General features: G+C 39.3%; 13 protein-coding genes. 8 read left to right on the forward strand and 5 right to left on the reverse strand.

Going from position 1 to position 16481, the window contains the following annotated elements; all coding sequences use genetic code 11:
- Nucleotides 1-873, forward strand: coding sequence for a GNAT family N-acetyltransferase (locus tag BR73_RS0105165; protein ID WP_051684983.1), 873 nt, complete (start codon nt 1-3; stop codon nt 871-873).
- Between the two features lie 4 nt (nt 874-877).
- Here BR73_RS0105165 and BR73_RS0105170 read toward each other — a convergent pair whose 3' ends face one another.
- Complete coding sequence (locus BR73_RS0105170) at nt 878-2296, reverse strand: DUF512 domain-containing protein (protein ID WP_033164653.1); 1419 nt, start codon at nt 2294-2296, stop codon at nt 878-880.
- Between the two features lie 357 nt (nt 2297-2653).
- Here BR73_RS0105170 and BR73_RS0105175 point away from each other — a divergent pair, with 357 nt between their 5' ends.
- Together BR73_RS0105175 and BR73_RS0105180 are read left to right on the forward strand one after the other, a co-directional pair.
- Nucleotides 2654-3565, forward strand: coding sequence for a LysR family transcriptional regulator (locus BR73_RS0105175; protein ID WP_033164654.1), 912 nt, complete (start codon nt 2654-2656; stop codon nt 3563-3565).
- 691 nt (nt 3566-4256) lie between these two features.
- Nucleotides 4257-5369, forward strand: a complete 1113-nt coding sequence (locus BR73_RS0105180) for a 5-methyltetrahydropteroyltriglutamate--homocysteine S-methyltransferase (protein WP_033164655.1) — start codon at nt 4257-4259, stop codon at nt 5367-5369.
- Between the two features lie 290 nt (nt 5370-5659).
- On the opposite strand, the gene BR73_RS0105185 is transcribed toward BR73_RS0105180, so the two are convergent.
- The 4 genes from BR73_RS0105185 to BR73_RS0105200 all read right to left on the reverse strand — a co-directional run bounded on the left by BR73_RS0105185 (nt 5660) and on the right by BR73_RS0105200 (nt 9640).
- Nucleotides 5660-6487, reverse strand: coding sequence for an ABC transporter ATP-binding protein (locus tag BR73_RS0105185; RefSeq protein ID WP_081848543.1), 828 nt, complete (start codon nt 6485-6487; stop codon nt 5660-5662).
- Between the two features lie 33 nt (nt 6488-6520).
- The gene (locus tag BR73_RS0105190) at nt 6521-7669 is read right to left on the reverse strand and encodes an ABC transporter substrate-binding protein (RefSeq protein ID WP_051684984.1); all 1149 of its coding nucleotides are present in this window, start codon (nt 7667-7669) and stop codon (nt 6521-6523) included.
- 129 nt (nt 7670-7798) lie between these two features.
- Complete coding sequence (locus BR73_RS0105195; RefSeq protein ID WP_242860625.1) at nt 7799-8527, reverse strand: ABC transporter permease; 729 nt, start codon at nt 8525-8527, stop codon at nt 7799-7801.
- Between the two features lie 186 nt (nt 8528-8713).
- Nucleotides 8714-9640 (reverse strand): LysR family transcriptional regulator, encoded by a 927-nt coding sequence (locus tag BR73_RS0105200; RefSeq protein ID WP_033164657.1) that lies wholly within the window; start codon nt 9638-9640, stop codon nt 8714-8716.
- Between the two features lie 492 nt (nt 9641-10132).
- Between BR73_RS0105200 and BR73_RS0105205 the strand changes: the two genes are divergently transcribed.
- From BR73_RS0105205 to BR73_RS0105225, 5 genes are all read left to right on the forward strand, one after another.
- A complete protein-coding gene (locus tag BR73_RS0105205) occupies nt 10133-12184 on the forward strand; it encodes an alkaline phosphatase family protein (protein ID WP_033164658.1) in 2052 nt (683 codons plus the stop codon).
- A 187-nt stretch (nt 12185-12371) separates the two neighbouring features.
- Nucleotides 12372-12881 carry a helix-turn-helix domain-containing protein gene (locus tag BR73_RS27150; protein WP_051684986.1) on the forward strand — a complete coding sequence of 170 codons (510 nt, stop codon included), beginning with the start codon at nt 12372-12374 and terminating at the stop codon, nt 12879-12881.
- Between the two features lie 300 nt (nt 12882-13181).
- Complete coding sequence (locus BR73_RS0105215) at nt 13182-14447, forward strand: hypothetical protein (RefSeq protein ID WP_033164659.1); 1266 nt, start codon at nt 13182-13184, stop codon at nt 14445-14447.
- A 124-nt stretch (nt 14448-14571) separates the two neighbouring features.
- Nucleotides 14572-15246 carry a response regulator transcription factor gene (locus BR73_RS0105220; RefSeq protein WP_033164660.1) on the forward strand — a complete coding sequence of 225 codons (675 nt, stop codon included), beginning with the start codon at nt 14572-14574 and terminating at the stop codon, nt 15244-15246.
- Nucleotides 15234-16418 carry a HAMP domain-containing sensor histidine kinase gene (locus BR73_RS0105225; RefSeq protein ID WP_033164661.1) on the forward strand — a complete coding sequence of 395 codons (1185 nt, stop codon included), beginning with the start codon at nt 15234-15236 and terminating at the stop codon, nt 16416-16418. Before BR73_RS0105220 ends, BR73_RS0105225 begins: the two co-directional genes overlap by 13 nt.
- Nucleotides 16419-16481: the final 63 nt, after the last annotated feature.

Consider the following 16481-nt stretch of genomic DNA (forward strand, 5'->3'; position numbering starts at 1 on the left):
ATGAACCAAAAATTTGATTTTATAGCAGATTATAAAGAAAATAATATACTAAGAGAGAGCTTTAATACCCTTGCCAGAAATACCTTTGGTATTCAATTTGAGGATTGGTATAAGCTTGGCTACTGGACAAAAAACTATATACCCTACTCCATGAAAGTCGATGACATGATTGTTACAAATGTATCTGTTAACCTGATGGAATTTAATCAGAGTGGCAGTTTTAAAAAATATATACAGCTCGGTACGGTTATGACGGACAAGAACTATCGTGGTCTGGGGTTAAACGGTTATTTGATGAAGAAGGTAATAGAGGATTACAAGGATAAATGTGACGGTATCTATCTATTTGCAAATGATAGTGTTCTGGACTATTACCCCAAATTTGGTTTCCGTAAAGCCAATGAATATCAATATAGCAGGAAGCTTTCCATAACCGGAAATCGTAGTGTAAGTCCTTTTCCTATTTCGGATAAAAAAGCCTTGGAAGAAATGGAAAAGATAATAACCACCAGTAAGCCCTGTGGTCAGATGACAATGAATAATATGGGACTACATATGTTCTATCTGTCTTCTTTTATGAAAAATACCGTTTACTATGTAGAAGAGCAGCAGGCCTATGTGGTGGCAGAAGAGGAGGAGGGAAATCTGGTTCTTCATGAGATTTTTGCAGCTGGAGAGGTTGATATTACAGCAATTGCAGCTGCCTTTGGTAATCAGAATCAGAAAGTAATCCTGGGATTTGTTCCGGATAAGAAGGAGAATTATGACAGAGAATTGCTTATAGAAGAGGACACGACACTATTTGTCCTGGGAAATGGTTGGGAGGAATTTGAAGAAGCGGGTTTACGCTTCCCCACTCTCTCCCATGCCTGATGGATTATTTATCTTCGTAGGCTTTCACATAAACAAAATTTTCATTGTTCCTGTTCATCCGGTAATCTTTGTTTAAAATGGCATTCACAAATTCCTGCCCGCCGGATTCAATCGGTACAAGCTCAATACCCAGTTTATTTTCTACGTCTGCAGTAGTTACATCATCCAGGAATACATTTTCACCGGTTCTTAACATACTGGAGGGGATAAGGAGGCTGTCGCCTAAGTCAGTGTCCTTATCCTTAAGTTCTTTTAATTGCTTTATAAGATCTTGTCCCGTAATTAATCCGGCAACGGTAATAGTCTCACCAAAAAAATCATTACGGATGCATACTACCCTTATCTTAATGTTAGGAAATACCTCCATGATAGCCTGGGCAAAGGATAGGATAGTACTGAAGGCCAGCTTTCCGGTAGCTATGGTAATATTCCGTTGAACAGTTTCTTTCAGGTGGGGATAATCTTTTGAAGCGGTGGTGTTCTTTAAGGCTTCTTTAAATTCATTAATGAATAACCTCATCATACCTACGCCATTTTCCAGCTGGATATAACCGTCATAACGTTCTTCCTCAGGAAATTCCCGTTCGGCAGTAATATAAAATTCATCACTGGCATGAATAAAATGGAGACCAAAATTATCGTAAAAGCCCTGCTGATAGCTCTCAATCAGATCAATAACAGCACCGGCCTCTTCTTTCGTAAAGACCTCAAGTGGCTCCAGCTTACTGCGGAACTTGGTAACCCCTGCTGGAACGATAGATACACTTCTCATAAAAGGCAGGTATTTGGAGAGGTCCTTAATGGATCTTTCTAATTCTGCACCGTCATTGACATTCTTGCACAGTACAATCTGGCCGTTCATTTCAATACAGCCCTCGTATAGTTTATCAAGATTTTCAAGAGCACGTCCGGCAAAGCGATTGTTAAGCATCTTACAACGCAGTTCCGGGTTGGTCGTCTGCACGGATATATTAATCGGTGCCAGATTAAATCGAATGATTCGGTTTATATCTTTTTCAGACATATTTGTCAGGGTTATATAATTACCTTGAAGAAATGACAATCTTGAGTCATCATCTTTAAAGTAAAGGGTATCACGCATGCCTTCCGGCATCTGGTCAATAAAGCAGAAGATGCATTTATTATGACAGGAACGGTAATCACTCATCAGACCATTGTCAAAGTCTATCCCTAAATCCTCTTCATATTCCTTATCGATCTCCAGTATCCACTCTTCACCGGAGCTTTTTCGGATGAGAATTTCAATATATTCGTCTTTGATGAGATACTGATAATCAAAGACATCGTCAATTTCTTCATTATTTATGGCAACCAGGTAATCACCGGGTTCAATTCCCATTTCTTCACCGATAGAATCCGGTGTAACGGTTTTTATTAAATGACCTTTTGGGTTCTTTTTCATTTTGTAACCTCTTTCTAAAACAAAGCTATTATAAGTTACCAGCATCACTTATTATACACACATCCTATTTAATTGTAAATGGCGGTAAATTGTTATTGCATGTAAGCAGCAGGATGGTTATGATAGGTAGTAAGAGCTTTTCTGGTTTATAATTTAGCTTCACGGAGCTGTATTATCAGAAACAGATAGGCTGAAGTAGATTTTTAACCTGCGCTTTCTATAAAAAGTGCTGTGGGAAATGTATATTCAACGTATATAGAAAGTAATTCCTTAACTTTAGGCACTTTATACTTGGACAGGAATAGCTAAGGTTTATTTTACATAACAGAAGTATACCCCAAAGGAGAAGTGGAGCAAATGACATTACAGCAATTAAGATATGTGGTAACAGTTGCAGAAAAGGGGACGATAAGCGATGCTGCAAAAGAATTATTTATTTCTCAGCCCAGCCTTACCAGTGCCATAAAAGAGTTGGAAAATGAAATGCAGATAACGATCTTCAATCGAACCAATAAAGGGATAATTGTTTCAAATGCAGGAGATGAATTTCTCTCTTATGCCAGACAGGTACTGGAGCAGGCAAATTTACTGGAAGAGAAATTTTTGAATGTAAAAAAGCAAAGCCCGAGATTCTCTGTCTCTGCCCAGCATTATTCCTTTGCTGTAAATGCTTTTGTGGATGTTATTCGTGAATTCGGCGGAAACCAGTATGATTTTACACTAAGAGAAACCCAGACTTATGAGATTATTGAAGACGTCAGTAAACTGAAAAGTGAAATTGGTATCCTTTATACATCCTCTAAAAATGAAGAGGTGATTATGAAGCTTATCAAGCAGAATAATCTTGAATTTGAAGAGCTTTTTGTGGCAAAACCTCATGTATTTATAAGCTCCAGGCATCCCCTGGCAAATAGAGAAGGTATTTCACTTGAAGAGCTGGAGGAATATCCCTATCTTTCCTTTGAACAGGGGGAGTATAATTCCTTTTATTTTTCAGAAGAGATACTAAGTACCATTGATCGGAATAAGAATATTAAGGTCAGGGACAGGGCAACCCTCTTTAATCTTGCCATTGGGTTGAACGGTTATACTGTAAGCACTGGTGTGATCAGTAGGGAGCTTAATGGAGAGAATATAATTGCCAGACCGCTTCTGGTAGAGGAGTATATGCGGGTGGGTACCATCAAACAGAAGAATATGCCCCATAGCAGATATGGTAAAGCTTATATGGAAGCGCTAAAAAAACATGTTATTGATTATGCAGATTAAAGAATAAAGGTAATTGCCCTGGGGCTGTTTACATGATTTATATATATTGAGACATACTAATTATACTGCCTGGATTAAATTCTCCTAAGTGAAAGAGTAGAAATGGTATAGCTAAAAACTATATCAAACCTACTCTTTTTTGTATTTTTCAATAGAGAGAAAGTATTCTATACTACTATTCAAGAGAAGCTTCTATATAAATTTTAATTATTTTTTTATCTTATGATGGTATATAAAAACTCCGTATATTTAATGGGTATTACCTGGTATAAAACCAAGGCACAAATAACAGACATAAATACCAGTCATGAATGGCAGGCACAAATGCCATAAACATAAGTCATGAATGGCAGACATAAATGCCATAAACATAAGTCATGAATGGCAGACATAAATACCATAAACATAAGTCATGAATGGCAGACATAAATACCATAAACATAAGTCATGAATGGCAAAACCAATACCATAAATACCAGTCATGAACGGCAGAAACAAATACAACAAATACCAGTCATGAATGGCAGGCACAAATAACAGATATAAATACTTGTCATAAATGACAGATATAAATACCAGGATTTATATACATGGTGTACATGACTTTTTATATCCGAAGGAAGTAAAAAGTAACTCATTTATAGCTTTAAACCAAGTGACTAAGTGATATGAAAGAAAGAAGGAGAATAATATGGGAAAGAATGCACCTTTTAAATTTGATATTGTAGGAAGTTTTTTAAGACCTGAGGATTTGAAACAGGCAAGAAGTGAATACGCAGAAGGAAAGATAAACCTTGACGCACTGAAAGCAGTGGAGGATAAGGCTATCAAGGCATTAATCGGGAAACAGAAAGAGATTGGTCTTCCCGTTATAACTGATGGTGAATTTCGAAGAAGTTCCTGGCATTTGGATTTTATGTGGGCATTTAACGGTGTTGGACATGAAAAGACCAAAGAGGGTATACCTTTTCATGGAGAACCAGCCTTAATCGATGATACTTTCCTTACCGGAAAGGTATCCGTAGATAATCATCCCTTTGTAGAGCACTTTAAATTCGTGAAGCTCTTTGAAGATGAGAATACCGTAGCCCGTCAGACAATACCGGCACCGGCACAGTTTCTCTTCCAGATGATTATTCGAGGAAATATTGATAGTACCAAAGCTATTTATCCAAAGGAAGAAGACCTGATCCAGGATATTGCAACAGGCTATAAAAAGGTGATCAGAGAGCTGTATGAGGCCGGCTGCAGAAATATTCAGTTTGATGACTGCACCTGGGGAGTATGCGTGGATCCCAATGCCAGCTTTATTTTAGGCACAGATGAGGCGGGACTGCAGCAGTTTATTGATAAATTAATCCGTATCAATAACCTTGCCATAGAAGATAAACCGGAAGATCTGGTTATCAACACCCATATCTGCCGCGGTAATTTTCATTCTACCTGGGCTTGCCAGGGGGGATATGACAGAGTGGCAAAAGACCTTTTTGCAAAAGAAAATGTAACCGGTTTTTATCTGGAATTTGATGATGAGCGTTCCGGGGATTTTGCTCCTCTTCAGTATGTTAGTGAGGATAAAACGGTTGTACTGGGGCTGATTACGACAAAATCTCCGGTATTGGAGAAGAAAGAGGATATTATTAAACGAATCAGAGAGGCAGAGAAGTATGTTCCCATAGAGCGTTTATGTCTGAGTCCTCAGTGTGGATTTGCTTCTACAGAAGAAGGTAATAAAATAACGGAAGAAGAGCAGTGGGCTAAATTGAAATTAGTAGGGGAGATTGCAAGGGAGGTGTGGAAGTAAGATCAACCGGTTAGTATTATGTTCTATCGATTGGTTGAGAGTAGTATTTTCATAAGGTAGAATTATTTACTGAAAGTTAACGATGCACTTGACCGATTCGCACCGACCACCCAGCAAACTATGTCAGAGGATCGGAACAAACATAGTAGGATGAAAAGGAAAAAGATAGTTATTTTCTGAATAAATAGAATAAGCGGATAAGTTAATCAATCTTCCCCGATTACATATCCGCTTATTATTTTAATCTATATGATTTTAATTTTAATAATAATAACTAACTTACGATTAACCTAATTACTATTTATAAGGCTTAAGATATAATTTCTTTTCTGATGGAAGCTTTCTGTATAACGAACATCGTCGGAATTGTCCTCTACGTAGCTTCTGGTATAAACAGCCTGAAAATCTGTAACTATCTTTCCGGGATGCTTGGACATTATCAGAATACGGGTTCCAAGTAATAAAGCCTCATCCACATCGTGGGTAATAAAGAAAATTGTCTTACCGGTATTCCACCAGATATTCCTGATAAAACCCTGCATTTGTTCCCTGGTAAGAGCGTCCAGCGCGCCAAAAGGTTCATCCATAAGCAGGATTTCCGGATTGTTTATGAGGGCACTTGCAATAGCTGCCCTTTGCTTCATACCGCCGGAGAGTTCATATACTTTTTTATCGGCAAACTCTTTCAAACCTACCTTTTCCAGATAAGTATCAACCTCTCTTTTTAGCTCAGCCTTTGGCAGCTTCTTCATAAGAGGACCAAAAGCAATATTTTTACGGACGGAAAACCACTCATAAAGGGGCGGCTGCTGGAATACAACACCTCTGTGGGAGTCTATGCCTTTGATTTCCTGCTGGTGCAGCTTTACCTTTCCGGCAGTAGGCGTAATAAAACCAGCCAGGATATTTAGAAGGGTGCTTTTGCCGCAGCCGCTGGGACCCATTACACATACGAACTCACCGGGATAAATATTGATATTGATATTTTCCAGAGCAGTTACGGACCTTTCTCCTTCACTGTATACGTAAGATATATTGTCGATGGATATGAGCTCGTTTACTGCCTCATAATAATCTTTGATACCTGATAGGGTATTTACATCTTTGTTTTCACTCATGATTTTCCTGTCCTTATAGAGTCATTGATTTTATTATTTCAGTGCCAGTTCCACGAAAGAGGTATCAATAGCATTCTGAAATACGGAAAGTTCGGGGGAAGAGCCTAAATTACCCTGCTCCGTATGGAAATCAGCAATCGTTTTTAAAGTATCCGCAAGCTTACCCTTACTGTCCCGTGTTCCAAGATAATCGGCCGTTAACTGATCCTCACCGGATACCCAGATGTTATCAGCTACCTGACCTTTCGCATTTTCTTCCGTTACACCCTCCCAGGCTGCAACTGCTTTCGTTGCCTGATCAGGATTATTCTTAACCAGGTCATAGGTGTTTATCAGTGCTTTTATGTATTGGCTTACCAGGGTAGGATATTTTTCTGCAAATTCATTTCTGGCAACCGCTATCTCAGGAATGCTGACCCCTTGCCTTGCAAGTTCACCTACATTTGTTAGGATTACACCATCATTCTTAACACATTCATCCAGAGCAGGACTCCAGATATAAGCTGCATCAATATCACCTCTGGTCCAGGCTGCTACAATATCAGCGCCGCCCATATCCAAAAGAGTTACATCAGAAGGAGAAAGACCTGCTAGTTTTAAGGTATTTAACAGAGCATAATGAGAAGTTGTTCCAAAGGGAGCAGCAATGGTTTTCCCTTTTAAATCTGCTACAGCAGAAACTCCCAGGGACTTCTTTACCACCAGGGCTTCAATATTTCCCCCTTCTAAGTAGCTGACAAATACCGCTTTGTAATTAATACCGTTTGAGATGCCAAGTGCAATAGGGGAAGAGCCGAAAGAAGCAACATCTACATCACCGGATACTACCGCATTATTAATATCGGTACCGGCTGAATAATTTACTGCATTTACTTTTACATCAATATCTTTAAAATAATTTTCCTGTATTAGGATAGCGGATTCCGGACCGCCTTCAATCACACCAATATTTATCTGTTCCGGATAAGTTTCACCGGTGATCGGATCTTTACCGTCATTGTCTTTACTGTTATCGTTATCTGCACTATTGGCAGCAGGAGCAGGTGTATCTGTTGCCGTTGTGGCTGTTGTTGCACCGGTGTCAGGTGCGGATGTTTTGGTGCTGTTGGATGAACATGCCGTAAAAAGGCTCCCTGCTGCTAATAGCAAAGCTAAGGATAAGAGTAATTTTATCTTTTTCATAATTTGATACCCATTTCATACCACAGTACGCCTGTGGTACTGCCACAATTATACAGGTTGAAGGAAGGAGATTGTGGCACCTTTCTATCGTCGTATTTTCTATCAACCTGGGACTCCCTATGGTGTAAATTAATTTTTGCCTTTCCAGAAGACAATTCTTTTCTCCAGCAGAAGTAATATTTTATCAAGCATGATCCCTGTAATGCCCATGAGAATGATTCCGATAAAGATTACATCACTTCGCAGATATTTACTGGCATCCAGCACCATCCAGCCGATACCAGATGCGGCAGCAACCATTTCAGCAGCTACAGAAGTGGCATAGGCACCGCTCATGGCATTTCGAAGGCCTACAAATATATCAGGCAGAGATGATGGGAAAATAACATAGAAGAAAACTTGAAGTTTATTAGCTCCTAAGGTCCTTGCGCGGTTTATATAATCGGCTTTTACTCTGGTGACTCCGGCAACGCAGGAAAGGTAGATTGGAGGAAAAGCACCTATAAACAGCAGAAGTATCTTGGAGCCGTTGCCTATACCCATCCATAAAATAATTATGGTATAGTAACCAAGGGGTGGAAGGGGTCTGATAAAAGCAATGATTGGTTCAAAGACTGCTCTTATTTTTTCGGAATATCCGCTTAACAGTCCCAGTGGAATGGCAGTTACTACAGCAATGAAATAAGCAATAAAAAGCCTTTGCAGGGAAGCCAGTAAGTGCTGCCACAGAGAATGGCCTTTATAACCGTTTTCCAGAAGGGTTATAAAGCTGCTCCATACTTTTTGGGGAGAAGGAAATATAATATCCGATACCTTATGTACAGAAGTAATGATTGCCCACAGACCGATAATTACCAAAGCTGTCAGTATGCTTATTATATAGCTGGCTTTTCTTGATTTAATAATCTCACCTCCAATTCCTATAGAAATAATATGATTAGTATGATATATTCACTTTAACTTATTTAATGCCATATGGGAATCCTGTTTTCTTGAATATGGGATATCAAAATTTTTCATATCCGAGAAAGTGATAAGATGTAATCACCTTATAGAGATACAATTTTTATCGATTATTTCTTTTACAGTGTCTTTTATCACCTCCAATACGATCTTATCTATTTTAGGAGTCTTGTACTTTTTACTTTCGATGTAACCCACTTCAAAGCTGAGTTTCTTATCGGATACCGGCAGTCTCCTGATCTGCCCGCTCTGTACAAAATAGTCGTTCTGGGACATGTGCTTGGGGAAAAAGGCCACATAGTCATTCTGGGTTATCATATTTTTGATAGAGCAAAGGTCATCGGTTCGAAAAATTATAGCAGGAGATTTATTGGTGCCAAAGATATCCGTAAGTCCTCCGTTATAGCTTCTGAACTCATCCCGGTAAGCAATATAAGGCTGTGTAATAAGTTCCTGATAGGAAATACTTTCTCTGTCCCAATAAGGTGAATTCTTCCCCACATAAAGGAGGTATTCATCTTTAAATAAGGGAGTGTATTTAATGTCTGTATTCCGTTCAAGCCCGTCATAAGAAATAAGAATGCCAAATTCCGATATCCCGGAGGAAACGTTGTGGGTTATCAGCCGGCTTTCTGAGGTCGTGACAGATAGTATAATATCTGCGGCTTTCTCCTTTAAGTTCCTTAAGGCCCTTGGAATAATCCAGTCACAGAGACAGGGGATGCAGGAGATATGTACTTCACCCGAGTGCCTCATTTCTTTTGCCATCTCGGTGATATCGTTCATAGAACGAAGAATCTCCTCGGTACTTTTCAATACCAGCTCTCCCATATGGGTAGGAGTTACTCCCGAGTTGGTTCTCTTAAGAAGCTCAACGCCCAGTTCCTTTTCCAGCTTTAAGATGGAATAACTGACAGAAGACTGGGACATGTAATTCTTTTCAGCCGCTATTGAAATAGAACTGTATTTTACTGCTTCCTTAAAATAAAAGAGCTGTTCAAACTTCATTTTTACTCCTATCCGTGTGTTTTAAACACAATTTAAAAATTCATACCAGCACCTCTACGTACCGTAAGTCTGCTTGGGGTACTACCTAAATAAAAGGTGTAAAAATCTCTTTATTTACATAATCCCATGCATTTTTGTAACTTATCTAGATTATAGGTTGTGATGAAATTCAGCTAATTATTAATACCCAATTTAATATTAATATGCAATATAACTATATTCATATAGAAATAATAGGTTTAAAGATAATATAAGTTTTTTTTCAGCTGACGTCAAGTAGATTTCTATCAGAATTATCGTACTTTTCGATATCCCATATGTTTTTTTGCTTCTACACTGATTTCAGTGATTGAGTTATTATTAATCCATATATGAATAGTGTGAATATTAACTTAAAAATATAATACTGATATGACAGTACCACATACAGCCAGACGAGCAGGTACTGAAGGTATTTGACTGTTACTAAATTGAAATGTGAAAGGAAGAAACATGAAAAGAAAACCTATTACCAAAAAATTAATTGTACTGGGTATTGATGGTATGGATCCGGATATCACCAAGAGATTACTGGAGGAAGGGAAACTTCCTAATGTACAAAGGTTTCTGAAGTATGGAGCAGCCAGAGAAGATCTGAATATGTTAGGTGCTCATCCTACCATTACCCCTCCTTGCTGGACTACTCTGGCAACAGGAGCTTATCCGGGAACACATGGAATTACCTGTTACTGGCGCCAGTCACCGGATAGTCTGGATGCTGTAGTCTATAATATGGATTCCAGAAATTGTACAGCAGAGCAGATATGGAATACCACGACAGAAGCCGGATTAAAAACTCTTGTATGGCATTGGCCCGGTTCCTCCTGGCCGCCTACGTCCAAAAGTCCATTGCTCCATGTGGTTGATGGAACTCAGCCTGGTTCTGTAAATATGGGGGTTGCTCAGATGGACTGGGAGAAGGTAATCTATGCTGGAGCGGATTTAAAGAAGCTTAAATTCATTCCCCATACCCAGAAAGCTGCCGGTGTGGGCTGTAATATTACAGATATTAACGAAGCCCTGTCCATCAAGGAAGAAGAAGCAGACGAGATGATGGAGCTCTGGTGGGGAGATGAAGCCAGAAAAGGCGGAGAAATCAGAACTTATGTTAAAAGCCTTGATGACACAGAGATGATGATTGGTGCCAAGGTAGCCTATGATATGATCTTTACTCCCATACGACCTGCACAGGACTGGATAAAGCCCAAAGAAGATGCACTGGAATTCACCTATCTGGTATCAGCAGGAAAAGAAGAGCGCTTTGGTCTGATAACAGGAGCTGCCGGTGTCTATGACACAGTAAGTCTATATCGTTCCAAAGCAGAGGCAGAGCCATTTGCTGTTATAAGGGAAGGTGAAATGATAACCGGAACAATAGATGATACCACAAAAAAGGGGAGTACCAAACCCTGCTGCAGATCCTATAAGATCTTGGAGCTGAGTCCTGACGGCAAGAATCTCAGGCTTTGGATCAGCAATGCATTGGATACTACCAACAATATGCTTTGGCATCCCCTTTCTCTCCATGAAAAGATTGTTCAGAAGGTAGGGCATATTCCACCGGTAAGTTTAATCGGAGGAGAGGATTCCGAACTGGTAGACAAGGTCTTTGAGCCCTCCTGGGACATTTACAGTCAGTGGCAGGCGGATTGTCTTAATTACCTGTTAGAAGAGGAAGGCTATGAGGCAGTATTCAGCCATTTACATAATGTGGACTGTGCCGGTCATCAGATCTGGCATTTGGGAAAGACGCTGGAACCCTGGAAACATACCGATGAATTAGTATACCAGGGACTTATAGAGCGATTCTATGTACAGACGGACCGTTATCTGGGAAGATTTCTGCCGCTGTTAGAAAAAGATTATACGGTTTTTATCGTATCGGATCACGGTCTTTTGGTAGGTGAAAATGTTCCGCCTATTCTGGGGGAATATTCAGGACTGAATACCAAAGTTATGGCTGAGCTTGGATATACGGTGCTAAAAAAAGACGCTGCCGGAAATTCTCTGGACGAAGTGGATTGGGAGAAGACCAGGGCCGTACAGATTAGGAGTAATTATATCTATGTGAATCTGGCAGGACGTGATCCTCATGGTATTGTGAAGCCTGAGGAGAAATATGCGCTTGAGGAGCAGATTATTTCAGATCTGTATAACTACCGGGATGAAACTACCGGAAAAAGAGTCGTTGGAATCGCCCTCAGGAATAAAGATGCTGTTCTTCTTGGGGTAAATGGAAAGGAATGCGGTGATATATTCTTTACCGTAGAAGAAGGCTTTAATCGTCTGCACGGGGATGGACTGACTACGGCAAAAGGTTATTTTAACACTTCTGTATCGCCGATCTTCCTTGCAGCCGGTCAGGGAATTAAGAAGAATCATATAACGGAAAGGGTAATCAGACAGGTGGATGTTACGCCTACAGCGGCAATACTGCTTGGAGTGAGAATACCTGCCCAATGCGAGGGAGCTCCAATCTATCAGATACTGGAAGAGGAAATATAACTGAGGATTTTTTAATGTTCTTTAAAACATACAGGTTATTTGTAAGAGGATTCAGTATTTGCTTACAGTAACCTGTTTTTGCAGTGATTTACTGAATAATTTATTTGTATTTCGTATAAAGTTCGGGTAGTATAAGTATGTAATTAGAAAATGTAAAATAACGGCTGCAATTAAAAGGAGTACAGTTATGGAGGATAAGCAAAAACAAGAAGAGTGTTCTGCCATTAAGAAGCAGGAGACTAAGACTTATAATATAAATGAAGTAGCGGAGATGACCATGCTTTCAGACAGGACCATACGTAATTACCTTCGCAGGGGACTTTTAAAGGGGAAGCTGAAAGGAGGAGCCTGGTGTTTTACAGAGGAGGAGTTAAGTGAATTCTTAACGGAGGACTATGTAAAACAGGCAGCTGTTGGTAAAGCGGAAGGAATTGTAGCACGATTTTTGGATGAAGATAAAAAAAGTATGGATTCACTGTGCACCATCTATGATATGAATGTCAGGGAGGCGGAGGAAGGCAAAAGCCTCTGCGAGAAACTGCTCTTAGAAATCAATACAGAAGAAAGTAACCGGGTTACCTGTTCCTATCGATATGATGCAAAGAAAGGAACAGTAAGAATTATCCTATCAGGTGACGCGGATAAAGTCTGGAAGCTTCTTGGAATCTTGAAAAGCAACAGACTAGAATCTGTGTGAAAATGCTTTTGCCTGGTTTAGCGGCAAGAACGGAACAGTGATTCCAACGTTCATAGTGCTAAAAGGTTTAAATATTGTTGGTATAGAGCAAGAGCAGAATAATGATTCATAACGCTCCTGTAAAAGAATCTGTATTTATTTACATATCGTGCTATGAAAAACCGGAGGATTTTCAAATTGAAGAGCCTCCTTTTTCTTTCTATAATTTTATTGACTGGAACAAGTAAGAATTTATTTTTATAGTTATGAGATTTTACTGAATCCAAAAAGATAAGAGGAAAAAGGGAGGTAATATAAAAAATGAGACAGCTTTATGCAGAAGTAGCGGATATTATTAAAAGTATTGATTTTAGTATTTTGTGGAAAGGGTTTCACCCCTATCCCTTTGCTCTGTATAACGTTGAAACAATCTGGCTGGAAAAGGAGGAAATTCCTTATCAGTCAGAGTTTTGTGCAAATACCTGCATTCACTTCAGAAATGAACTGCTTGCCATCTGGCAGATAACAGAATCTGAGGAAAGGGAGCTAGACAAGATTAAATTATTCCATAATTCCATAGCAGAAAATCTTGAATTGAGCCAAAGAATGCAGATAAGACATCTGGCAGTAACTATAGCAGCCGGGGTTGTCCATGAGATGTTTCATTGTTATCAGGAGGAACTGGGAGAAAGCAGGTATCCGGATGATCTAAAGCTTCTTTCTTATCCTGTGGGGGAAGGAAATTTAAGAGTAAAGCTGAATGAAAACAGGCTTTTAGCTGCTGCAATGAGAACCCAGGATATAAATACAAGAAAAATATTGCTGACATATTTTAAGGCATACAGGAAGTTCAGGGGAGAACTGATAGGTGATGATATCTATCAGGAATACAGGGTTGAGACCATAGAGGGAGCCGCTGAATATATCTCTCTTCTTGCATTGAAAGAGATGGGGGAAGAAGGATTATATAAACAGAAGCTTGAAGACTATTTGACGGTATTAGATGAATGCTCTGCCAGGCTGCTGGATATAAGGCGAATTTCTTATGTGACAGGGGCAGTTCTTTTATTGGTATTATCACAAGCCGGAATCCAATTGACACCGGGAATTGGGAAAACTACTGATACTTTCTGGGAGCTGGCAGCTGAGGAAGGTATTAAGAATACAAATACTAGAATTACTGTAAATAAGAATTCGATTGATTATGAGCTTGCTAATATAATAAAGGAGCTTTACAATCAGCAAAAATATCGTGTTTATCAGCAACAGCATATAAAAACGGAGGATTTAAAAGCGTTAGAGGGCAGCTGTTCCTGTGATGTTGGAAAACTTATAGAGGAGTATAAAGAGAAGTCCAAAGAACAATTGAGACTATTTTTTCAGGAAAATAGAAAGGAATACATAATGGAAGGATGGATTTCAGGATATGACCCGATGAATATGATTAAACTTGATCGCTTTCTATTATGTAGTCATTTTATTGTTATAACAGCAGCAGAGAGTAAAAAACAACTGGTACTCAACGGCCCTGTAGTGGTACAATTAAAGGAAGATAAAGGAAGAGAAATTCGTGGTTATTATAAGTGACAGAGAGTCATGAATGGCGGACAGTAAATGTTTAGGACCTTAAAAATAAAGTAGAGAATAAATAGTGAATTTACTGCTACTATATCATTGGAGAAAAATTATTAAATCTTAAAAGGAATAGATTATGGCATATAAAATATTGATTGTAGATGATGAAGAAGATATCCTGGAAATGTTAAGGTCTTATTTTGAATTGATGGGATATCTGGTATATACGGCAGACTGCGGTGGGGCGGCACTAGAGAAAATCTCGGCATCCCCCGATATTATACTGCTGGATATTAATCTGCCCGACATGGACGGGCTCTCCCTATGTCAGAAAATCAGGAGTCATATTAACACACCCATTGTATTTCTCACAGCGAAGGTGACGGAGCAGGACAGAATCAACGGACTGCTGCTTGGCGGGGATGATTACATTACAAAGCCCTTTAGCCTGGAGGAACTTCATGCCAGAGTGGTAGCTCATTTGCGCAGAGAAGGAAGAAGCAAGGGAACCGGTAAGATCAGGGTAGCCGGGGAATTACTGATTGAATATGACACCAGAAAGGTATACTGGGGAGAAGAAGAAATCTTACTCACAAAGACAGAATTTGATATTTTAGAGATATTAAGTCTTCACAAAGGCCGTATATACGATAAGGAAAGTATTTATGAAAAACTCTGGGGGTTTGACAAGGAAGGCAGTAGCAGTATAATTACGGAGCATATAAGAAGGATAAGAGCAAAACTGGGACAGCATTGCAAGACGGACGTAATTGAGACCGTATGGGGAGTCGGCTACCGATGGATTATATAGAACAACTTATAGAGAAAATAAAAAAATATCTTAAGAATTCCAATCTAAAGAAGTCACTGGGGTTTTATATTATAATGGCAATAATTTCCTGTGGGCTTTGTTATCTGGCAACGTATCTGTTCTGCGAGGGCTGGAAGAATGTGATTCTATCTGCGGAGGGGGTTAAGGATTATGCTATTATTTATAGGGACAATAAGAGTTATACCATAGATTCTTCTAAAATTCCGGCAGCAGTTAATAAGAAGCTGCTTTTATTTAATCTTATAGAGACCTTTTCCGTCTTTGTTTATGCCAGCATAGCCATATATCTGGTGAGCCACATGTATTATAAGAATAAACTGATGGAACCCCTTGCTATATTAAAGAAAGAGATCGAAGCGGTGGGAAGAAATGATTTCAGTCTGGATTGCAGTTATCAAAGTAACGATGAAATGGGTGAAATCTGCCAGGCCTTTAACCAGATGCGTCTTCGACTGATAGATAATCAGAAAAGCATCTGGAAGCTGGTACAGGACCAGAGGGAGTTAAATGCTGCCTTTGCACATGATATCAGAACACCTCTTACTGTTATGAAAGGTCATACGGAAATCTTGCGCAGGTTCCATCCAAACGGTCTGATTACAGAGGAAAAACTGTTGGATACATTAGCTTTAATAGATGCACAGGCAGACAGGCTGGAACAGTTTGCAGATACCATGAAAGAAATAAATACCTTTGAAGAGTTGGAACTAAAGAGAAAAAAACATTCAGGAAAAGAATTATATAATGAGTTGGAACAACTGGTAAAAGGTATGGTTCCTCCGGAAATTACGGTAAATATGACCATAGAGCAGGAGTTGGAGGCGAGAGATATCTATTGTGACAGCAGTGCTGTATTGGAGGTTGCCGGCAATCTTATCAGTAATGCCTTGCGATATTCCAGTCATTTTATCCGGATAACTCTGCAATTGGAAAATGGTATGCTGTATCTATATATAAAAGATGATGGTACGGGCTTTGACAAAAGAGCTCTTCAAAATGCGAAGAAACCATATTTTACAACAGAAAAAGGACATTTTGGCCTGGGGCTTACCATTTGTAAGCTGCTGTCCGAGAAGCATGGAGGAAGTCTTGAGCTAACCAATGGAATCCATGGTGGAGCCATTTCCTGTGCAAGTTTTTTTACAGCGTAGTGAAAGGATAGATATTTACAGCTTAGAATAAAATCATCCCGGTCAGGGGTGATTTTTTAGACA

The organism is Clostridium sp. KNHs205 (genome assembly GCF_000702945.1).
GTDB lineage: Bacteria > Bacillota > Clostridia > Lachnospirales > Lachnospiraceae > Anaerocolumna.